This is a genomic window from Streptomyces sp. NPDC005878, assembly GCF_040629815.1.
GTDB lineage: Bacteria > Actinomycetota > Actinomycetes > Streptomycetales > Streptomycetaceae > Streptomyces.
Map to the genome: position 1 here is coordinate 1 of NZ_JBEXWK010000041.1, position 20854 is coordinate 20854.

General features: G+C 73.0%; 16 protein-coding genes. 8 read left to right on the forward strand and 8 right to left on the reverse strand.

The features are described 5' to 3' along the window. Nucleotides 1-612: 612 nt before the first annotated feature. Both ABZ404_RS36195 and ptsP read left to right on the forward strand, forming a co-directional pair. Complete coding sequence (locus tag ABZ404_RS36195) at nt 613-1062, forward strand: PTS glucose transporter subunit IIA (protein WP_358837698.1); 450 nt, start codon at nt 613-615, stop codon at nt 1060-1062. 94 nt (nt 1063-1156) lie between these two features. Next, a complete protein-coding gene (ptsP, locus tag ABZ404_RS36200) occupies nt 1157-2827 on the forward strand; it encodes a phosphoenolpyruvate--protein phosphotransferase (RefSeq protein WP_358837699.1) in 1671 nt (556 codons plus the stop codon). A 170-nt stretch (nt 2828-2997) separates the two neighbouring features. Here ptsP and ABZ404_RS36205 read toward each other — a convergent pair whose 3' ends face one another. Both ABZ404_RS36205 and ABZ404_RS36210 read right to left on the reverse strand, forming a co-directional pair. Further along, nucleotides 2998-3855 (reverse strand): hypothetical protein, encoded by an 858-nt coding sequence (locus tag ABZ404_RS36205; protein ID WP_358837047.1) that lies wholly within the window; start codon nt 3853-3855, stop codon nt 2998-3000. Between the two features lie 115 nt (nt 3856-3970). Beyond that, a complete protein-coding gene (locus ABZ404_RS36210) occupies nt 3971-5245 on the reverse strand; it encodes an MFS transporter (protein ID WP_358837046.1) in 1275 nt (424 codons plus the stop codon). A gap of 45 nt (nt 5246-5290) precedes the next feature. On the opposite strand from ABZ404_RS36210, the gene ABZ404_RS36215 reads away from it, so the two are divergent. Beyond that, nucleotides 5291-6613 carry an aminotransferase class I/II-fold pyridoxal phosphate-dependent enzyme gene (locus ABZ404_RS36215; protein ID WP_358837045.1) on the forward strand — a complete coding sequence of 441 codons (1323 nt, stop codon included), beginning with the start codon at nt 5291-5293 and terminating at the stop codon, nt 6611-6613. A gap of 21 nt (nt 6614-6634) precedes the next feature. Here ABZ404_RS36215 and ABZ404_RS36220 read toward each other — a convergent pair whose 3' ends face one another. Next, the gene (locus ABZ404_RS36220; RefSeq protein WP_358837044.1) at nt 6635-8623 is read right to left on the reverse strand and encodes an acetoacetate--CoA ligase; all 1989 of its coding nucleotides are present in this window, start codon (nt 8621-8623) and stop codon (nt 6635-6637) included. 219 nt (nt 8624-8842) lie between these two features. On the opposite strand from ABZ404_RS36220, the gene ABZ404_RS36225 reads away from it, so the two are divergent. Further along, the gene (locus tag ABZ404_RS36225; RefSeq protein WP_358991332.1) at nt 8843-11200 is read left to right on the forward strand and encodes a TIM-barrel domain-containing protein; all 2358 of its coding nucleotides are present in this window, start codon (nt 8843-8845) and stop codon (nt 11198-11200) included. 11 nt (nt 11201-11211) lie between these two features. Here the strand turns inward: ABZ404_RS36225 and ABZ404_RS36230 are convergent, their stop codons facing one another. Further along, complete coding sequence (locus ABZ404_RS36230) at nt 11212-11739, reverse strand: NUDIX domain-containing protein (protein WP_358833923.1); 528 nt, start codon at nt 11737-11739, stop codon at nt 11212-11214. 92 nt (nt 11740-11831) lie between these two features. Between ABZ404_RS36230 and ABZ404_RS36235 the strand changes: the two genes are divergently transcribed. From ABZ404_RS36235 to glpK, 4 genes are all read left to right on the forward strand, one after another. Further along, nucleotides 11832-12638, forward strand: coding sequence for a M15 family metallopeptidase (locus tag ABZ404_RS36235; RefSeq protein WP_358833924.1), 807 nt, complete (start codon nt 11832-11834; stop codon nt 12636-12638). Nucleotides 12639-12722: 84 nt separating this feature from the next. Next, nucleotides 12723-13172: a zinc ribbon domain-containing protein gene (locus ABZ404_RS36240; protein ID WP_358833925.1), complete on the forward strand. Its 450-nt coding sequence runs from the start codon at nt 12723-12725 to the stop codon at nt 13170-13172. Then, complete coding sequence (locus tag ABZ404_RS36245; RefSeq protein WP_358833926.1) at nt 13169-14365, forward strand: lipid-transfer protein; 1197 nt, start codon at nt 13169-13171, stop codon at nt 14363-14365. Before ABZ404_RS36240 ends, ABZ404_RS36245 begins: the two co-directional genes overlap by 4 nt. Nucleotides 14366-14700: 335 nt before the next feature. After that, nucleotides 14701-16212, forward strand: coding sequence for a glycerol kinase GlpK (glpK, locus tag ABZ404_RS36250; RefSeq protein WP_358833927.1), 1512 nt, complete (start codon nt 14701-14703; stop codon nt 16210-16212). 102 nt (nt 16213-16314) lie between these two features. Here the strand turns inward: glpK and ABZ404_RS36255 are convergent, their stop codons facing one another. Genes ABZ404_RS36255 through ABZ404_RS36270 form a run of 4 tightly spaced genes read right to left on the reverse strand, consistent with a single transcriptional unit; the run spans nt 16315 to nt 20542 of the window. After that, the gene (locus ABZ404_RS36255) at nt 16315-16920 is read right to left on the reverse strand and encodes an ATP/GTP-binding protein (RefSeq protein WP_358833928.1); all 606 of its coding nucleotides are present in this window, start codon (nt 16918-16920) and stop codon (nt 16315-16317) included. Then, nucleotides 16901-17353 carry a DUF742 domain-containing protein gene (locus ABZ404_RS36260; protein ID WP_358833929.1) on the reverse strand — a complete coding sequence of 151 codons (453 nt, stop codon included), beginning with the start codon at nt 17351-17353 and terminating at the stop codon, nt 16901-16903. Before ABZ404_RS36260 ends, ABZ404_RS36255 begins: the two co-directional genes overlap by 20 nt. Before the next feature lie 10 nt (nt 17354-17363). Continuing rightward, nucleotides 17364-17804: a roadblock/LC7 domain-containing protein gene (locus ABZ404_RS36265; protein WP_358833930.1), complete on the reverse strand. Its 441-nt coding sequence runs from the start codon at nt 17802-17804 to the stop codon at nt 17364-17366. Continuing rightward, a complete protein-coding gene (locus ABZ404_RS36270; RefSeq protein WP_358833938.1) occupies nt 17801-20542 on the reverse strand; it encodes a nitrate- and nitrite sensing domain-containing protein in 2742 nt (913 codons plus the stop codon). Before ABZ404_RS36270 ends, ABZ404_RS36265 begins: the two co-directional genes overlap by 4 nt. Between the last annotated feature and the right edge of the window lie 312 nt (nt 20543-20854).

The following is a 20854-nucleotide window of genomic DNA, read 5'->3' on the forward strand; positions in this document are numbered from 1 at the left end:
CAATCTGGCGTTGACTTTTGGCACGCTGTTGAGTTCTCAAGGTACGGACGCTTCCTTCGTTCCCGTTTCCGGGCCCTCCGGGCGCTTCCTTCGTTCCCGTTTCCGGGCCCTCCGGGCGCTTCCTTCGTTTCCGACTCTATCAGATCGTTTTCCGATCCGATTTCCTCGGTGCTTTCCAGGTATTCGCTTTCGCGCTTTCCCTTTCCGGCGGCTCCGACTCTATCAGTGCTTTTCCGTCTCTCCGGCCACTCCGTTTTGCGACGCACGGATGTACCGACGTGGCAGAGCGAGGTGCGGATCAAGATCAGCAAGTGAAGGAGCCTGCCCGTCCCGACCCATACACGTGAAGTTCACACGGTGCGGTCGGGCGGGACTTAGGACAGTACAGGCCCTGGCGCGGTCGGGGCAAATCGACCCCCGGGCTCCCCGTGGGTCTATGGTCTAGTCCACTACCGCACCGGTCTAGTCCAGTAGTCTCCGTCGGGGAAGCCCGACCTGGAGTCATACCAGGCGAACCCGGACTTCTTATGACTTACCCTTCTGAAAAGTATGCCGTCACCCAGCAGGTAGTGGCGGTGACGCGAAGAAGCCCCACCCCCTGGGAGGCCATCCATGACCACCGTGACGTCCCCGCTCGCCGGGCGTGCCATCGGACTCGCGGCAGTGCCCGATCCGGTGTTCTCCGGCGCAATGGTGGGCCCTGGTACCGCCATCGACCCCGTACGAGAGCCCTCGGAGGCGGTTTCCCCCGTCGACGGTGTCATCGTCTCCCTGCACCCGCACGCCTTCGTCGTCGTGGACGACCAGGGCCACGGTGTGCTGACGCACCTCGGTATCGACACCGTCCAGCTCAATGGCGAGGGCTTCGAGCTGCTGGTCAACAAGGGCGACACCGTGGAGCGCGGCCAGGCCGTCGTGCGCTGGAACCCGGCCGCCGTGGAAGAGGCCGGAAAGTCCCCGGTGTGCCCCGTCGTGGCGCTGGAGGCCACGGCCGAGTCCCTCGCCGCGCTGGTCGAAAGCGGTGAAGTGAAGGCCGGCGACGCCCTGTTCAGCTGGAAGTAGTTCGGCCCGTAGTCGTGACGCCGCCGTCGTGGAGACGGCGGGTCGGACATCCACCGCGGTGGCGGAGACCGCCGCACCAATCGGAGACGGTGAAATGGAGACAACGCTGCGAGGCGTCGGCGTGAGCCACGGTGTGGCGATCGGCCAGGTCCGGCACATGGGTACCGCGGTCCTGGAGCCGCCGGCCAAGCAGATCCCCGCGGAGGAGGCGGAGCGCGAGCAGGGGCGTGCCCGCAAGGCCGTGGAGGCCGTGGCGGCCGACCTGAACGCGCGCGGCAACCTGGCGGGCGGTGAGGCGCAGGCCGTGCTGGAGGCCCAGGCCCTGATCGCCCAGGACCCCGAGCTGATCGCCGACGTCGACCGTCGCATCGCCGTCGGCAGCACCGCCGAGCGTGCCGTGTACGACGCGTTCTCGCACTACCGCGAGCTCCTCGCGGGCGCGGGTGAGTACATGGCCGGTCGGGTGGCCGACCTCGACGACGTGCGCAACCGCATCGTGGCGCGCCTGCTGGGCGTCCCGATGCCGGGCGTCCCGGACAGCGACGAGCCGTACGTACTGATCGCGCGTGACCTCGCTCCCGCCGACACCGCGCTGCTCGACCCGGCGCTCGTGCTCGGCTTCGTGACCGAGGAGGGCGGGCCGACCAGCCACAGCGCGATTCTGGCGCGGGCGCTGGGTGTCCCCGCGATCGTGGCGCTGCCGGGCGCCGGTGAGCTGGCGGAGGGCACGCTGATCGCGGTCGACGGCAGCACCGGTGAGATCTTCGTCGACCCGAGCGAGGACAAGCGCGCAGAGCTGGAGCGCGCCGCCGCCGAGCGCCGGGCCGCGCTGGCCGCGTCCTCCGGTCCGGGGGCCACCTCGGACGGGTACAAGGTGCCGCTGCTCGCCAATGTCGGCGGTCCCGCCGACGTTCCGGCGGCCGTGGAGGCGGGCGCCGAGGGCGTCGGTCTGTTCCGTACCGAGTTCCTCTTCCTCGACGACTCCGCGAAGGCGCCGTCGGAGGAGAAGCAGGTCGAGGCGTACCGCAAGGTCCTGGAGGCGTTCCCCGAGGGCCGGGTGGTCGTGCGTGTGCTGGACGCGGGCGCCGACAAGCCGCTCGACTTCCTGACGCCCGCCGACGAGCCGAACCCGGCGCTCGGCGTGCGGGGTCTGCGCTCGCTCCTGGACCACCCCGACGTGCTGCGGACGCAGCTGACGGCGCTGGCCAGGGCCGCCGAGGGGCTTCCGGTGTACCTGGAGGTCATGGCGCCGATGGTCGCGGACCGTACGGACGCCAAGGCGTTCGCGGACGCGTGCCGGGAGGCCGGGCTGCGGGCGAAGTTCGGGGCGATGGTGGAGATCCCCTCCGCCGCGCTCCGCGCGCGCTCGATCCTCCAGGAGGTCGAGTTCCTGTCGCTGGGCACCAACGACCTGGCCCAGTACACGTTCGCGGCCGACCGGCAGGTCGGTGCGGTGTCCCGGCTCCAGGACCCGTGGCAGCCGGCGCTGCTCGACCTGGTCGCGCTGTCCGCCGAGGCGGCCCGCGCCGAGGGCAAGAGCTGTGGTGTGTGTGGTGAGGCGGCCTCTGATCCGCTGCTCGCGTGTGTGCTCACCGGTCTGGGTGTGACCAGCCTGTCGATGGGTGCGGCGTCCATTCCGTATGTGCGCGCGACGCTGGCGAAGTACACGCTCGCCCAGTGCGAGCGCGCGGCCGCCGCGGCGCGTGCCGCGGACTCGGCCGAGGAGGCCCGGGTGGCCGCGCGGGCGGTGCTGTCCGGGGAGTGACCCGGGTCCGGCTGCCTCGGCGCACGGTGGCCGGATGTGTGTAGGTGGAGGGGGCTTCCCGTCGGTGAGCGACGGGAAGCCCCCTTCCGTATTCCTCCCCGGTCTCCCGTCCCCCTTCCTTTGTGGTCAGTGGTCCTCAGTGGTCGGTGGACCTCAGTGGTCGGCGGTCCTCAGTGGTCGGTGGTGGGCTGGTCGAACGGGAAGCCCGCCCGGTAGTCCACACCTGGTTCGGGTGCCACCGGGTCTCCGGTGTCGGCGTCCGTGCAGTACGCGCTGAAGACCTCTCCGGCGGTGAGGGGGTGCAGGGCGCCCTCGTGCAGGCGCCAGCCGTGGACGCGGTCGGGTGCGTCCGCCGCCGTCGTCCGCAGCACCAGGCCTCCCGGACTGTGCTGGGCGATCCCCGCGGCGAGGACGGTGACGAACTCGGCGACATCCGTCTCGTCGAGCGCGGCCGGCTCGACGTCGCGGCCTTCGGCGTGGAGCACGGCGATGAGCTGTTCCCGCTCTGCCTGGACGCTGCACACCATGTGGTGCAGGCCGGGTCCTGCCGCTTCGATGAGGCGCGTGAGGATCGTCGAGGCGCGTTCGAAGGCGGAGCGGCCGATGTCCTGGCCGCATTGGGCGCACTCCCCCAGGTCGGCCAGGAGCAGGGTCGCGTAGTCCCAGGTCGCCTGGCGGACCGCCCTGTTGATGAGCTCGGGCACCAGGGTGTCGATGGGTTGGCCCTGGTAGGGGACGCGGGTGCCCGCTGCCGCGATCTCGGCCGTGAAGCGGCTGCGGCTGTCGGGGGTGTCGGGGTCGATGCCGGTGGCCGTGCAGAACTCGGTGAACTCCTCGGGGTCGAAGAGGGCGACCGTGGTGTGCAGGCCCTGGGCCGCGAAGGAGCGGAGCAGGGCCTCGACCTGGTGGAGGTAGGCCGTGTGGTCGTCGAAGGCGAAGGTCCGGTACCGCGTCATCGCCTCGAAGTCGTACGCGTCGGCCAGCAGGCCCACCGTGCTGGGCATCTCCCTGCGCAGGGTGCGCCGCATGGCCCGGGCCTTGTGGCCGGGCCGGGTGCCGCGGGGTGAGCGGGTGCCGGTCGTGGAGCCGGTGGATTTCCTGGAGTTGCGGATGTGCGCCATGTTTCCCCCTGAGCGCTGTCGATCAGTGCTCACTCACCGTAACCGGGGGCACTGACAACGCCGGTCGCGGCAACCGGTCCCGGACGAGTCGGTGCTGAACACAGCAGGTCAGGGCGATGGCGGCGCCGAAGACGGTCCAGCCGACGGGGCCGGTCGCGATGGCTGCGGTGACGGCGAGCGGTCCCGCGCTGCGCTGTGCGGACTGGGCGAGTCCGTGCACGCCGAGGTAGGCGCCCTGGGCCTGTCCGGGGGCCAGCGCGAGGGAGAGCTCCCATGAGACGGTGGCGTGGATCATCTCGGCGAGGGTGAACGCGGCGGCCGAGACGGTCAGGCAGATGCTCGCCACGACGGCGCCGTGGACCGCCGAGGCGGCCATGGCGACGCCCGCGGCGGCGAAGACCGCGGCGAGCGGGAGCAGCAGGCGGTGTGCCGCTCGGGTGGTGGCGCCGAAGCGCGCCAGGGAGACCTGGAGGCCCACCACCATCACGTTGTTGAGCACCATGAGCAGCGGTACGAGGCCGTGGGGCGCGTCCGTGGCGGAGACGGCCCAGAGGGGGATGCCGACCTTGAAGACGGCGTCGTCCATGAAGAGGACGGCCTCGGTCGCCACGTAGGCGAGGTAGGCGCGGTCCTTCCAGGGGTTGCCCGGTCGCGCGGCGGGGGCGGGTTCCTTGGAGGTGGTGACCGTGCGCGACGGCGAGGGTGGTTCGGCGCAGCGGGCGGTGACCACGGCGGCGCCGACGAAGGAGAGGGCGTCCCCGGCGAGGAGCCACTGGTAGGCGGCCGTGGTGGCGAGCGCGAGGGCGGCTGCCGCGGCGAGGCCTCCGACGGCCCATCCCGCGTTGGCCAGGGTGCGGCTGACGGCCTGGTAGCGGACGCGGTCGGGACCGGCGACGCGGGCCGCGTACAGCTTGGTCAGCACGTTGGCGGAGCGGTCGCCGAAGCTGCCGACGGCCGAGTAGACCAGCAGGAGCGCGTAGCTGTCGGTGGTGAGCAGTGCGGCCGAGGAGAGCGCGCGCAGGATCTGGACGACGATGAGCACGCGGGTGAGGGGCAGCCGGTCGGCGAGGCGGCCTCCGAGGGGCGCGCCGGCGATGCCCACGGCGCCGGCGAGGGCGACCAGGGTGCCGACCTGGGCGACCGAGAGCCCCGCCACGTAGGTGAAGTACAGGACGGAGACGGCGGCCCACAGGCCGCTTCCGGTGCGGTCGACGAAGGCGACCCAGAGCATCAGTCGGCCGTCGCGGCCTCCCGGGACTCGTTCCCACAGTGCGGCTCGTCGGCTGCGCAGTGTCACTGCTCCCCCTTGACGTGAATTATGTATTGGTACATAGTCCAGTACGTGGCAGAACAATATGCGATCGGCGGCACCTCGGCCAAGGGGATTGCCGCTTCCGTCGAACGGGCCGTCGCCGAGGGCGCGCTGGCGCCCGGAGACACGCTCCCTCCGGTCCGCCGGCTCGCGGAGGACCTGGGCGTCAGTCCCGGCACGGTGGCGACGGCGTACAAGGACCTGCGCGGACGCGGTGTCGTGGTCACGCACGGGCGGGGCGGGACCGTGGTCGCGGCCGCGCCCTCGGTCGCCTCGCGTCGCCCGCCGAAGGTGCCCGAGGGGCTGCGGGACCTCGCGGGCGGCCACCCCGACCCCGCCTTCCTGCCCGAACTGCCCGCACCGGTGCGGATGACGGCGGGCGCGCGGTCCCACCGCTCGACGCCCCGGCTGCCGCTGCTCGAAGAGCGCGTCCAGGAGTGGCTGGGCGCCGACGGCGTGCCGGCCGAGTCGGTGACCTTCGCCCATGGGGCCCTGGACTGCGTCGCCCGTCTGCTCACCACCGAGCTGCGGCCCGGCGACGCGGTGGCCATGGAGGACCCCGGCTACCACCATCTGCTCGACCTGGTGCAGGTGATGGGGCTGCGTACGGTCCCGGTCGCCGTGGACGACGAGGGGATGCGGCCCGAACCGCTGCGGGAGGCTCTGCGGGCCGGGGCACGGGCCGTGGTGTGCAGCCCGCGCGCGCAGAACCCGTACGGCGGCTGCTTCTCGCGGCGGCGCCGGGACGATCTGGTGGAGGTGCTGCGCGGGGCGCCCGAGGTGCTGGTGATCGAGAACGACCACGCGGCGGAGATCGCCGGGGCGCCTCTGCACACCTTGACCGAAGGCGGGCGTCTGGCGCGCTGGGCGCATGTGCGGACGGTGACGAAGTACCTGGGCACGGACCTGCGGTGGGCGGCCGCCGCCTGCGACCCGGTGACGCTGGCGCGGCACGACGGCCGGCTGCTGCTGACCTCCGGCTGGGTCAGCCATCTGCTCCAGGGCACGGTGCTCGGGCTGCTCACCGACCGGATGGCGGGGGAACTCGTCCATCGCGCGCGTGACGCGTACGCGGAGCGGCGGCGCGCCCTGACGGACGAGCTGGAGCGGCGCGGGATCCCGTCGCACGGGGCGAGCGGGATGAACCTGTGGGTACCGGTGCGGGACGAGTCCGCGGTGGTGAACGGGCTGCGCTCGCGCGGGTGGTGGGTGGCCGCGGGGGCGCGGTTCCGGATCGCCTCGGGGCCGGGCGTACGGATCACCTCGGCGGGCCTGGAACCGGCGGAGGCGGTCCGGCTGGCTTCGGACTTCGCCGAGGTGCTGGGCGAGTCCGAAGCCACGTACGGAGGATGACGGACGGAAGCCGGCGCCCCTTCAGGCGCGCTTGCGGGCCACCGCCTCGTAGAAGCGCAGCAACTCCAGGTTGTCGACCGAGCCCGGGTTGACCGCCTTCTCCAGCGGGGTGCCCTGGAGCAGGCGCTTGACCGGCACCTCGATGCGCTTGCCCGTCAGTGTGTGCGGCACGCCGGGCGCTTCGATGATCTCGTCCGGCACATGGCGCGGCGAGAGCTGCTCGCGGATGGCCTGCTTGACCTTCGTACGGAGGGCGTCGTCCAGGACGGCGCCCTCCGCGAGGTGGACGAAGAGCGGCATCCAGTAGCCGCCGTCCGGCTCCTCCAGGCCGATGACCAGGGATTCGCGGATCTCCGGGAGGCGTTCGACGACTTCGTAGATGTCGGCCGATCCCATCCGGACGCCCTGGCGGTTCAGGGTGGAGTCGGAGCGGCCGTGGATGACGACCGAGCCGTGGTCGGTGAGGGTGATCCAGTCGCCGTGGCGCCAGACGCCGGGGAACATCTCGAAGTAGCTGTCGCGGTAGCGGCTGCCGTCGGGGTCGTTCCAGAAGCGGATCGGCATGGAGGGCATCGGGTTGACCACGACCAGCTCCCCCACCTCGCCCACGACCGGCTTGCCCTGCGGGTCCCAGGCCTGGAGGTCGGTGCCCAGACAGGGGGCCTGGAGCTCGCCGATGTGCACGGGGAGCGTCGGGACGGCCCCCGCGAAGCAGGAGCACACGTCGGTGCCGCCGCTGACCGAGGCGATCCACAGGTCCTCGCGGACCTCGTCGTGGAGCCAGCGGAAGCCGTCGGGCGGCAGCGGTGAGCCGGTGGTGGCGACGCACTTCACCCGCGAGAGGTCGTGGTCGCGCGAGGGCGTCACACCCGCCTTGCGGCAGGCCATCACATAGGCGGCGGACGTGCCGAAGAGGGTGGCGCCGGTCCGCTCGGCCACGCCCCACTGGGCGCCGGTCTCCGGGTAGCCGGGGCTGCCGTCGTACAGGACGACCGTGGTGCCGGTCAGCAAGCCGGAGACGAGGAAGTTCCACATCATCCAACCGGTGGAGGTGTACCAGAAGAACCGGTCCTCCGGGCCCAGGTCGCAGTGGAGGCCGAGCTGCTTGAAGTGTTCGAGGAGGATGCCGCCCTGGGACTGCACGATGGCCTTGGGCAGTCCGGTGGTGCCGGAGGAGTAGAGCACCCAGAGCGGATGGTCGAAGGGAACTTCCTCGAAGACCGGCTCGTTGTCACTCTCAGTGAGCGATGACCAATCCAGAGTTCCTTGGGGGGCAGGGGTGCCGAGCAGCGGGATGTGGACGACGGCGCGCAGGGTGGGCAGTTCGCGGCGGAGCTCCGCGACGACCTCGGTCCGGTCGTGCTCCTTGCCGCCGTAGCGGTAGCCGTCGACGGTGAACAGGACGACGGGTTCCACCTGCTGGAACCGGTCGAGGACGCTGCGCGCGCCGAAGTCGGGGGCGCAGGAGGTCCACACGGCGCCGACGGCGGCGGTGGCCAGGAGCGCGGTGACGGCCTGCGGGATGTTCGGCAGATAGCCGCTGACGCGGTCCCCGGGACGTACGCCGAGGGCGCGCAGCTCGGCGGCGAGCGAGCCGACCTGCCGGCGCAGCTCGGCCCAGCTGGTGGCGACCGGCTCGTGCGTCTCGTCGACGTGCAGCAGCGCGGCGTCCCCGGCGCGGGCCGGGTCCTCGGCGGCGCGCAGCGCGTGCTCGGCGTAGTTGAGCGTGGCACCCGGGAACCACTGGGCGCCCGGCATCGACCGGTCGGCGAGCACCGTCTCGTACGGGGTGGAGAAGCGCACGTCGAACCAGTCGGCGACGGCCTTCCAGAAGGTGTCGAGTGCGGTGACGGACCAGCGGTGCAGCGCCTCGTAGCCGCCCTCGGCGGGTGCGCCGTACCGCTCGGCGGCCCAGGTCTGGAACGCGGTGATCCGCGCCCCGGCGATGCGGTCGGGTCCCGGCTGCCACAGGGGCGCGGGCTGCGGCGCGGCGTTCGCTGGTGAGGTCATGGGTCGGCTCCCGGGCTGGTACGCGTGGTGTGCGTGTGCCGCGCGCACACGCGTAGGGGTGTGCGCATGCGGCGGGCTCACAGGGACGATGCCATGTGATCGTCTTGCGCACCAGGGTGTGCCGCCCATAGTCAGGCACCTGTCGATGTGGTGCCACCACGGGTGAACGGAAGTTGAACGGAGCACACGGCTCATGATCCGGATGGCAGGGTGAGCCGCATGGACGGCGATGACCTGGTGCGCTCGGTGAAGGCGTTCGGCTCGGTGCGGGGGTTGCGGGCGGTGCGCTCCGCGCTGCGCCGGCGCCGCGCGGACGGGTGGGGGCTGCCCGCGCGCGGCCCCGAGCGCGCCCGGGTGCCCGGTCGGGTCCAGGGCGCGGAGCCCCGGCCGGGCGGCGGAGTGGTGCGGTTCGCCCGCTCCGACCTGGAGGTGCGGGTGGCGGTGGGCGGCGCGGTGTTCTGGGGCTGGGACGGGGCAGGACCCGAGCCGTCCTACGCGCTCGCGGGCCCCGCGCCCGAGCCGGACGCGCGCGCCGTCCTGGAGCCCGACACGGACGGCGGCTGGCGGGTGGTCTCCGAGCGGGTGATGGTGGCCGTGTCACGGCACGGGGCCGTGGAGGTGCGCACCCCCGGCGGGCTGCTGCTGCGCCGTGAGCTGCCGCCGCGCTGGTGGGAGCCGGCCGACGGCGGCCCGGGGCGGTGGGTGCAGCGCTCCGAAGTGGCCGCCGACGCGCGCGTGTTCGGGCTCGGCGGACGCGCGCACGGCCCCCGGCTGCGCGACGGGACGTACCGGCTGTGGAACACCGACCCGCGCGGCGGCTTCGCCCCGGGCGACGACCCGCTGTACATCACGATGCCGGTGCAGCTGGTGGTGGCGGACGCCGGGACCCACCTGGCGTTCTACGACAACACCTGGGACGGCCGGGTCCTGCTGCGCGAGGGCGAGGAGGGCGCGGGTTCCGGCCATGACCGGGCCGGGTACAGCGAGCTGCGCATGGAGGGCGGCCCGCTGCGCTGCTGGGTGGTGGCGGGCACCCCCGCGCGCGTCCTGCGCGGGTGGACGGCGCTGACGGGCGCGCCCGCGCTGCCGCCCTCCTGGGCGCTGGGCCCGCAGCACGCGCGCTGGGGCTTCGGCAGCGAGGCGGAGGTGCGGCGGGTCGTCGCCGGGTACCGGGAGCACCGACTGCCCCTGTCCGCGCTCCATCTGGACATCGACCACTACGACGCCCACCAGGTGTTCACGGTCGACCGCGAGCGGTTCCCGGATCTGCCGGGCCTGGCCCGGGACCTGGCCGAGGACGGGGTGCGGCTGGTGTCGATCGTCGATCCGGCGGTGAAGGCGCGGCGCGGCAACGCGGTGTACGAGAGCGGCCTCGCCGCCGACGCGTTCGTGCGGGACGCGCGCGGCGGCGAGGTGCGGGGCGTGGTCTGGCCGGGTGAGTGCGTCTATCCCGACTTCACCGACCCCCGCGCGCGCGAGTGGTGGGGCGGCCTCTACCAGGAGCGGCTCGACCAGGGCTTCGCCGGGGTGTGGCACGACATGAACGAGCCGACGTCGTTCGCGCCCTTCGGCGATCCGACGCTGCCCCGCTCGGCGCGGCACGCGCTGGACGGCCGGGGCGGCGACCACCGCGAGGCCCACAACGTGTACGGCCTGGCCATGGCCCGTGCCGGGTACGAGGGGCTGCGCCGGCTGCGCCCCGACGAGCGGCCGTTCCTGTTCAGCCGCTCCGGCTGGGCCGGGATGCAGCGCTACGGAGGCACCTGGTCGGGCGACGTCAGCACCGGCTGGCCGGGGCTGCGCGCCTCGCTCGCCCTGGTGCTCGGTCTCGGGCTCTGCGGTGTGCCATACTCGGGTCCCGACGTCGGCGGCTTCGACGGCAGCCCCTCGCCCGAGCTGTATCTGCGCTGGCTCCAGCTGGCGGCCCTACTGCCGTTCTTCCGTACCCACTCGGCGCTGTGGGCCGGGCGCCGCGAGCCGTGGGAGTTCGGTCCGCAGGTGCTCGGCCACGCGCGCGCGGCGCTCCTCGAACGGGAGCGGCTGCGCCCGTACTTCATGACCCTGGCCCAGCTCGCCCGGCTGACCGGGGCGCCCTACGCACGGCCCCTGTGGTGGGGCGCCCCGGGCGACCGGGCGCTGCGGGACTGCGAGGACGCCTTCCTGCTCGGGGACGCGCTGCTGGTGGCACCCGTCTTCGAGCAGGGCACGGACCGGCGGGCGGTGCGGCTGCCGCGCGGGCGCTGGTACGACACGGCGACCGAGGAGCCCCACGAGGGCCCCTGCCAGGTGCTCCTGGACGCGCCCCTGGCCCGTATCCCGGTGCTGGCCAGAGCCGGTTCCGTCATTCCCGTGCGCGGCACGGACGGAGAGGTGGAGCTGGAGGTGTGGGCCCCGGCGGCCGGGCGCACCGGGGGCGGCCTGGTCGTGCGGGACGCGGGCGACGGGTGGGAGGCGGCCGTGGTGGAGCGCTTCACCACGCGGACGGCGGGCGGCCGGGTGGTGGTGGAGCGGACCACGCGCGAGGGGGCGACCCGGGAGCTGGGATACGCGGTGCGGGTGCGGGGTGGGGAGGGGTGAGCCGGACCGGGTCAGCGCCTCGCGAACCACTCCCGTACCACCTGGGTGTGCAGCGGGAACGCCAGCTCGCGCGGGCGGTGCAGCACCTGCCAGCCGGCGGTCTCGTCCGTCGGCGCGGGCGGCGGGAGCAGGGCCGCCGGGCGGGTGGGGAGCAGGCCGAACAGGAGCACGTGGTGCGGGGAGCTGAGCGCGTCGGCGAGCCGGACTTCGGCGGCGGAGGCCTCGATCCCGGTCTCCTCGTACAGCTCGCGGACGACCGCCTCCTGCCACAGTTCGCCGTCGTCGACGAAACCGCCGGGCAGCGCGAAGCGGCCGACGTGGGGTTCGACGGCGCGGGTGATGACGACCAGCCCCGTACCGCGCGCGTCCGTCACCGGGAGGAGGGCGACGGCGACGGGCAGCGGGTTGCGGTAGGTGATGGTCCCGCAGTCCGCGCAGGGGCGCGGCCAGCCGGCCGAGGCCGAGGGGTAGGGCGATCCGCACGCGGCGCAGTGCGAGTCCTTCACGGGCTGCTTCGAGGTCTTCGGGGTCCCGGTCACGCGCGGACTGTAACCGACGGTCTTCGGCCAATGTGTGACATTGCCCCAACTCCGCCTATCCGCAGCCGCGTTGTGTGCTGAAGGGTGTGCCCATGACGATTCGATCAACCGTGCGCGGCCTGGTCGCCGCTGCCGCCGCCCTGCTCGCCGTGACCGCCACCTCGTCCACCGCGCGGGCGACGCCCGAGCCGAAGGCGCCCGCCGAGTTCGTGGCGCTGGCCACCGTGGACCCGACGATCATCCAGGAGATGCGCTACATCACGCCGCACAACTTCGTGGGGCGGCCGATCGACGGCTACCGCCAGCCGGTGTGCATCCTGACCCGGCACGCGGCCCAGGCGCTCCACCAAGCGCAGCTGAAGCTCCTGCGCCAGGGCTACTCGCTGAAGGTGTACGACTGCTTCCGGCCGCAGCGGGCCGTCGACACCTTCGTGAACTGGGCGAAGGATCTCGACGATCAGAGAATGAAGACCGAGTTCTATCCGCTTGTCGACAAGTCGAGGCTGTTCGAGGACAACTACATCGCGGCCAAGTCCGGGCACAGCCGGGGAAGTTCGGTGGACCTCACCCTCGTCCGGCTGCCCGCGCGTCCGACGCGGCCCTACCACCCGGGGCAGCCGCTCGTGCCGTGCTTCGCGCCGAAGGTCCAGCGGTTCCCCGACAACTCCGTGGACATGGGCACCGGGTTCGACTGCTTCGACACCCTGTCCCACACCGACGACCCCCGTATCCAGGGCGTCCAGCGCGCCAACCGCCAACTCCTGAAGGGCACCCTCCAGACCGCCGGGTTCGTGGGCATCCCCGAGGAGTGGTGGCACTACACGTTCAAGCCGGAGCCGTTCCCGGACACGTACTTCGACTTCCCCGTGGCGTGGCGCTCGGTGGCCGGGCACCGCTGAGCGACGCCCCCTGCCGGAGCGCGGCCTGCCGTGGCACACTTCTGACGTCCCGTCAGAAACGGACCCGCGAACCGTGGAGGGGTTTTGACGCGCACGCGCACGCCCGTGGTGGCGGGCTGGTTCACACAGGCGCCGGACGAGGAATTCCGGCTGCTCGGCACCCGGTGCTCCGACTGCGCCCGTGTGTTCTTCCCCCGCGAGGACGCCTTCTGCCGCAACCCCGCCTGCGGCGGCGCCCGGTTGACCGAGGTGCCGCTGTCCCGGCGCGGGCGCGTCTGGTCGTACACCGACGGCCGCTACCGCCCGCCCGCGCCCTACCTCTTCGACCCCGAGGCCGTGTGGCAGCCGTACACGCTGGTCGCCGTGGAGCTCGCGGCCGAGCGGATGGTCGTCCTGGGGCAGGCCGCGCCGGGGGTGACCACCGCCGACCTCGCCGTCGGCAGGGAGGTCGAGGTGGTCCCGGGCGTGCTGCACGAGGACGCCCACACCGTCTGGACCACCTGGCACTGGCGGCCCGTGGAGGCGGGCGCATGAGCGGCGCCCACGACATCGCGGTCCTCGGGGCCGGTATGCACCCCTGGGGCAAGTGGGGGCGCCGCTTCGTCGAGTACGGGACGGTCGCCGCCCGGGCCGCGCTCGCCGACGCCGGCCTCGACTGGTCCGCCGTGGGGTCGCTGGTGGGCGCCGGCACCGTACGGGGCGGATACCCCGGATATGTGGCCGGGGCGACCTTCGCGCGGGCGCTGGGCTGGCAGGGCGCGCGCGTGACGAGCGTCTACGCGGCCTGCGCCTCCGGGGCGCAGGCGATCCACACCGCCCGGGCGCAGATCCTCTCCGGGCTGGCCGAGGTCGTCCTCGTGGTGGGCGCCGACGCCGCGCCCAAGGGGTTCTTCGCGCCCGCGGGCGGCGACCGGCCCGACGATCCTGACTGGCTGCGCTTCCGGGTGCTGGGCGCCACCAACCCGGCCTACTTCGGACTCTACGCCCGCCGCCGCATGGCCCTGTACGGCGACACGGTCGACGACTTCGCGCGCGTGAAGGTGAAGAACGCGGCGGCCGGGGCGCTCAACCCGTACGCGCGCTACCGCAAGGCGGTCACCGCCGAGGAGGTCGCCGGCTCGGCCGTGGTCGCCGATCCGCTGCGGCTGCTCGACATCTGCGCGACCTCGGACGGGGCGGCCGCCCTGGTGCTGTGCGGGATGGACTACGCGCGCGGGCGCGGCGTGGCGGACCCGGTCCGGATCCGGGCCGTCTCCACGGTCACGCCCACCTACCCCAACACCGTCCTGGACCTGCCGGACATCGCCACCGACTCGGCGCTCGGGAGCGAGCCCTCGCCGTACTCCTTCCGCGCCTCCATCGCCCGGGCCGCCTACGAGGAAGCGGGGATCGGGCCCGAGGACCTGTCGCTGGCGGAGGTGTACGACCTGTCGACCGCGCTGGAGCTGGAGTGGTACGAGGATCTGGGGCTGTGCGGCACGGGTGAGGGCGCGAAGCTCGTACGGGAGGGCGTGACCGCGCTCGGGGGTCGCGTTCCGGTCAACGCGAGCGGGGGTCTCGCATCGTTCGGCGAGGCGGTGCCCGCCCAGGCGATCGCCCAGGTCTGCGAGCTGACCTGGCAGTTGCGCGGTACGGCGGGAGAGCGGCAGATCGCCGGGGCGCGGGTGGGGATGACCGCGAACCAGGGCCTGTTCGGGCACGGCTCGTCGGTGATCGCGGTGCGCTGAACTCCGGGCACGGGCCGCCACGTACCCCCGGCGGCCGGTGCTGCCGGCAACCTTGACGGTCCGTCACGGCCGGTGAACACTTCCCGTTGTCTCCCGGCGTCGCCGTTCCCCGGCCCCCGGCCGCGTGCCCCGCACGCGACCGCCGGGCCGCTCCCCCACGGGCGATTCCGCCGGACGGGCACGCTCGTCACGCACGCCGGGCGGAGGCCGACGGGCCTCATCCCCCGGCCCCGCAGCCACGCACAGCGCCCACCCTGCACCCGGGGCCGGGGCCGTACCCCGGTCGGACCGGCCCGCGATCCCGGCCCGCGCAGCCTCCAGACCTAGGGGTAGCCATGACGGAGAAGTTCGTCGCAGCCATTGACCAGGGCACCACCTCCAGCCGCTGCATCATCTTCGACCGGAGCGGCGCCGTCGTCGCCGTGGACCAGCGCGAGCACCGCCAGATCTTCCCCAGGCCCGGCTGGGTCGAGCACGACGCCACCGAGATCTGGTCCAAGGTGCAGGCGGTGGTCGCGGGAGCGCTGGCCAAGGCCGGGATGCGCGCCGACGAGCTGAGCGCGCTGGGCATCACCAACCAGCGCGAGACGACCGTGCTCTGGGACCGGGCGACCGGCAAGCCGGTGCACAACGCCGTCGTCTGGCAGGACACCCGCACCTCCGCGCTCTGCGCCCGGCTCGGCGCCGAGGACGGTCAGGACCGCTTCCGGGACGCCACGGGGCTGCCGCTGGCGAGCTACTTCTCCGGCCCCAAGGCGGCTTGGCTGCTCGACGACGTACCCGGTCTGCGCGCCCGTGCCGAGCGCGGCGAGATCGCGTTCGGGACCATCGACTCCTGGCTGATCTGGAACCTGACCGGGGGCACGGACGGCGGGGTGCACGTCACCGACGTCACCAACGCCTCGCGGACCATGCTGATGAACCTGGAGACCCTCCGATGGGACCCCGCGATCCTGGCCGCGATGAACGTACCGGAGGCGATCCTTCCGGAGATCCGGTCCTCGGCGGAGGTGTACGGGACGGCGGTCGGGCGGCTGGCCGGTGTGCCGGTGGCCGCCGCGCTCGGCGACCAGCAGGCGGCGGTCTTCGGACAGGCCTGCTACGACACCGGCACGGCCAAGAACACCTACGGGACCGGGAGTTTCCTGCTGCTCAACACCGGCAGCCGTCCTGTGCCGTCCAAGAACGGCCTGATCACCACCGTCGGCTACAAGATCGGTGAGCAGGCGCCGGTCTACTGCCTGGAGGGCTCGATCGCCATCACCGGGGCCCTGGTCCAGTGGTTCCGCGACCAGCTCGGCCTCATCCGCACCGCCGCGGAGATCGAGACCCTCGCCGCGAGCGTCGAGGACAACGGCGGCGCCTACATCGTCCCCGCCTTCTCCGGCCTGTTCGCGCCCTACTGGCGCTCGGACGCGCGCGGTGTCGTCACCGGGCTGACCCGGTACGTCACCAAGGCGCATCTGGCCCGCGCGGTCCTGGAGGCCACCAGCTGGCAGACGCGCGAGGTGGTGGACGCGATGTACCAGGACTCCGGAGTGCGGATCACCGCGCTCAAGGTCGACGGCGGCATGACCGTCAACCGGCTCCTGATGCAGCACCAGGCGGACGTCCTCGGGGTGCCGGTGATCCGGCCGAAGGTCTCCGAGACGACCTGTCTGGGCGCGGCCTACGCCGCCGGGCTCGCCACCGGGGTGTGGGCGGGCCTCGACGAACTCAAGGCGCACTGGCGCCAGGACGTGGAGTGGCGGCCCGCCATGGAGGCCGGGGCACGCGAGCGCGAGTACGGCAGGTGGCGCAAGGCGGTGGAGCGGAGCCTGGGCTGGCACGAGGAGGACGCGCCCTAGCCGCCCGGGCTCCGGGGCCGCGGCCGCTCCCCCACAGCGCACGGCCCGTACCCCGGTCGGCGGGGGTACGGGCCGTGTCCACGCGTACGGGACGCGCGCGCGTCAGATCGAGACCGTACGGCGGCGGCGCTCGGAGAGGACCATCGCGTGCTCCACGACCGCGACCAGGACGTCCTTGACGGCCTCGCGGTCGCGCGCGTCCGTCATCATCAGTGGCACCTCGGGGTCGAGGTCGAGTGCGGAGCGCACCGCGTCGGCGGGGTAGCGGGCGGCCTCGTCGAAGCAGTTGACGGCCACCGTGAAGGGCAGCCCGCGGCGCTCGAAGTAGTCGATCGCCGCGAAGGAGTCCTCCAGGCGGCGGGTGTCCGCGAGGACCACCGCGCCCAGGGCTCCCTGCGCCAGCTCGTCCCAGAGGAACCAGAAGCGGTCCTGGCCGGGCGTGCCGAAGAGGTAGAGCACCAGGTCCTCGCGGAGCGTGATGCGCCCGAAGTCCATCGCGACGGTGGTGGTGCTCTTGGTCTCCACCCCCGCCACGTCGTCGACGGGCCGCCCGGCCTCGCTGAGCCGCTCCTCGGTGCGCAGCGGCCGGATCTCGCTGACCGCGCCCACCAGCGTGGTCTTGCCGACGCCGAAGCCGCCCGCCACCAGGATCTTCAGGGTCACCGGTTCGACGGGCCGCTTCCTGCGGCTAGAGCGCCCGAAGGCCATTGATCACCTCGCGGAGAAGGGACTCGTCCGGCAGCTCGGCCGGCGGAACGGGTCGGGAGACGTGCACCAGCTGATCCTGGACGAGATCGCCCACCAGGACGCGGACCACGCCGACGGGGAGGTCGAGTCCGGCGGCGAGTTCGGCGATGGACTGCGGGGTGCCGACGCAGCGTTCGACGATCTCGACGTGTTCGGGCGAGAGCGAGTGGTCCCGCCCCGGGTCGTCGGCGGCCGGTTCGGGCACCACCACCGCGATCAGGTCGAGCCGGTGCTGGCCGACGCTGCTGGTACGGCCGCGGGTCATCGCGTACGGCCGCACCACCGGTCCCGCGTCGTCGTCGAACCAGTGGTGCTGCCGGGGCGGCGACTGCTGCGGCACCCGGTCCGGCTGCTGCGGGCCGCCGGCCGGCGCCCGCTGGTCTGCGTCACTCATACCGTCGCGCTCACCCTGCGGTGGGCAGGCCGGTCCGTGGTGCCGTGGTGAGGTGGGCCCCGACCCGCTTGACCATCAGGGTCATCTCGTACGCCACCTGGCCGACGTCGGCCTCGGCGTCGGCCAGGACGGCCAGACAGCTGCCGTCCCCCGCGGCCGTCACGAACAGGAAGGCGTCGTCGAGTTCCACGACGGTCTGGCGGACGCCGCCCACGTCGAAGTGGCGGCCGACGCCCTTGGCGAGGCTGTGGAAGCCGGAGGCGACGGCGGCCAGGTGTTCGCCGTCCTCCCGCGTCAGGTCCCCCGACGTGCCGGTGGGCAGGCCGTCACTGGACAGGACGAGCGCCTTGCGGATGGAGCCGACCCGGTCGACCAGCTCGTCCAGCAACCAGTTGAGTTCCCCGGCGCCCTTCCCGATGACGTCGTGTGCTGCGGACTTCGGTGCGGTCATCGACCGTCCCCCTCCGATGTGTTGCGTCGTACGTCGCCGAGGGCCTGGTCGGGCCCGTCGGCTGTGGTCTCTGCGCTGGTCATCGCGTTGTGCCGACGCCCGCGCTGCCAGCCGCGCTGCATCGACGCCATACGGTCGCGCACTTCCTCGGCGTCGCGCTCGGGCTGCGGCTGAGCGCCCGGGCCGTGCGGCCCGGTGCGGTCCGCGGGCCGGGCGGAGGTCTCCTTGAGCTGCGGGGCGAGGCTGGCCTGGCGGACCCGGCGGGGCAGGGCGCCCTGCGCGGCGGTGCCGTCGGCGCTCTCGCGGCCGGGGGCGGGGACGGGCCGCCGCAGCGGCTCGGGCGCGGGGGCGGGGACGAGCCCGCCGGCGCGCAGCGCGTCGGCCCGCCGCCGCTCCAGGCCAGGACCGGCGCCCCGGAACGGCTCCGCCGCCGAGGAGGGGTGGTCGCGGCCCGGCTGGTCGTCGACCCGGCGGCCGTGGTCGCTGACCAGCGTCGGCGCGGGCGGACGGCGCCGGGGCAGCGGCACGGGGCCGGAGGCGTGGGCGGGCACGCCCTCGTCGGCCGTCTGCTGGTGCTGACGGCGCTCGCCCGGGAACGCGCGGGCCGCGCCGAGGAAGCCTCCGCGTACGGCGTCGCGCTCGCCCACGCCGTTCGGGGCGTCCAGCTCCAACGGGTCCACCGGAGCCTCCAGTTCCACCGGGCCGTCGAGCAGGGCGCGGTCGGGGGCGCCCAGCGGGAGCGGGGAGAGTACGCGGGGGCCGGCGTCCCGCTCACGGCGTCCGGCCGCGTCGCCCTGGGCCGCGGCCTTGCGGTCGAGGCGGAAGCCGGTGCCGTTGGTGTCCGGCGCGTCGGTGAGCAGGGCGGCCGGGATGAAGACGACGGCGGTGGTGCCGCCGTACGGGGAGGGCTGGAGCGAGACGCGGACGTTCTGCCGCTGGGCGAGCCGGCTGACCACGAACAGGCCGAGCCGGTCGGTGTCGGAGAGCTCGAACTCGGGGGTCTCCGCGAGGCGCAGGTTGGCGTCGAGGAGCGCTTCGGGCGTCATGCCCAGGCCCCGGTCGTGGATCTCCAGCGTGAAGCCGTTGGCCACCCGCTCGCCGTGCACCTGGACGGCGGTGTGCGGGGGCGAGAACACCGTGGCGTTCTCCAGGAGTTCGGCCACCAGGTGGGTGAGGTCGGCGACGGCCGGGCCGCCCACGCCGAGCCGGGGCAGCCTGCGGACCTCGATGCGCTCGTAGTCCTCGACCTCGCCCACGGCCGCCCGGACCACGTCCATCAGCTGGACGGGCTTGCGCCACTGCCGGGAGGGCGCGGCGCCGGAGAGGATCACCAGGCCCTCGGCGTGGCGGCGCATACGGGTGGTGAGGTGGTCGAGGCGGAAGAGGTCGGCGAGCTCGTCGGTGTCCTCGGTGCGGCGCTCCATGGTGTCCAGGAGCGTGAGCTGGCGGTGGAGCAGGACCTGGTTGCGGCGGGCCAGGTTGACGAAGACCTCGGCCACTCCGCGCCGCATGTCGGCCTGTTTGACGGCCGCCTCGACGGCGGCCCGCTGGAGGGTGTTGAGGGCCTGGCCGACCTGGCCGACCTCGTCCTTCTCGAAGTCCAGGCGCGGCGCCTCGGTCTCGACGTCGACGTGTTCACCGGCGGCGAGGCGGCGCATGACGCTCGGCAGGCGCACGCCGGACACCTCGTGCGCCTCCTTGCGCAGACGGGTGAGGTCGCGGATCAGTTCGCGGCCGATGCGGACCGAGAGGAAGAGCGAGAAGACGAGCGCGAGGAAACCGAGGACGCCCGCGACACCGGCCTTGATGAGGACGTTGAAGGCGACCGGGTGGACACGGTCGCGGTAGCGGTCGTCGGCGTCCGAGACGGCCTGCGAGAGACGGCCGAGGAGCGGGGTGGCCGTCTGCTGCCAGCGGGCCAGGTCGACGCGCGGGTTCTTGGTGGGGCCTGCGGTGATGATGCTCTGCTCGGCGGCGCGCAGCGACTCGGAACCGGCGGCGGCCCAGAAGCGCTCGAAGATCTCGCGCTCGCCGCCGGGCAGGTTCTCCAGGCTGATCTCGTACAGGAGCGTGCGGTTGGCCACCAGGTTGACCACCTCGCGCAGTTCGTTCCAGGTGAACTGGGGCGGGGCGACCAGCGCGGAGGCGACCAGGGCGTCCTCGCGGGCCAGCATCTCGCGGGCGCGGGCGAGGCCGACGACCGCGCGGCCCTGCTTGTCCATGTCCACGTTCTCGAGCGCGTGGAGGTTGGTGAGGAAGGTGTAGCAGGGTTCGATGACCCCGCTGTAGGCCTCCAGCGCCCGGGTGCGGTTGACGCTGCGCCGGTCGACCTGGCGGCGCAGGCCGCCGATGCCGTCGAACGCCTCGAGGACGGTCTTCAGCCGGGCCCTGGCCGCCGGACGCAGATCGTCGCGGACCTGGGAGTCACGGGCGGCGGAACGAATCTTCGCCACGGCGCGGTCGGTGTCCCGGCGCCGGCCCTGGAGCGCGGCGAGCGCGTCGGCGGCCCGCTGGTCGGCCAGGTAGACGAGCGTCTGGCGGCGTTCCTCCTGGATGACCTGGACGGTGTCCTCCATCGGGGAGCCGACCTTGTCCACGATGTACGTGACGTTCAGCAGCTCGTTGGCCTCGCGGCCGGTGATGTAGGTCGTGAATCCCCACAGGGCGGTGAGGGAGACGAGCGGCACCAGCAGCAACGCCACGATCTTCCTGCGGATGGACTTCCCGCGAAAGCGCATGGCCTCCCCCAGATCAACCGTCAACAAACGGCGTGAGCCTACTACTGCCACACAGCCGACTCGAAGGCACGTCCGGACGATTTTCGGCCGTGCTCAAGGGAGTTGACCATGGGTTGTCCTGGTATTACGGGAGATCACCTACCGGCTGTGGCCGAGTACGTCCCCCGGCCCGCTGGTTCCCCTACCGGGCCGGTTGGCTGGAATTCTGCCTTCCCCGCACATCCCGGGAATCTTGCGGCGGTTCCGTTCGTCCTTCTGTACGGGGGTTGAGACGGGGATGTACGGACCCGTGCGAATCGGCAGGCATTGATG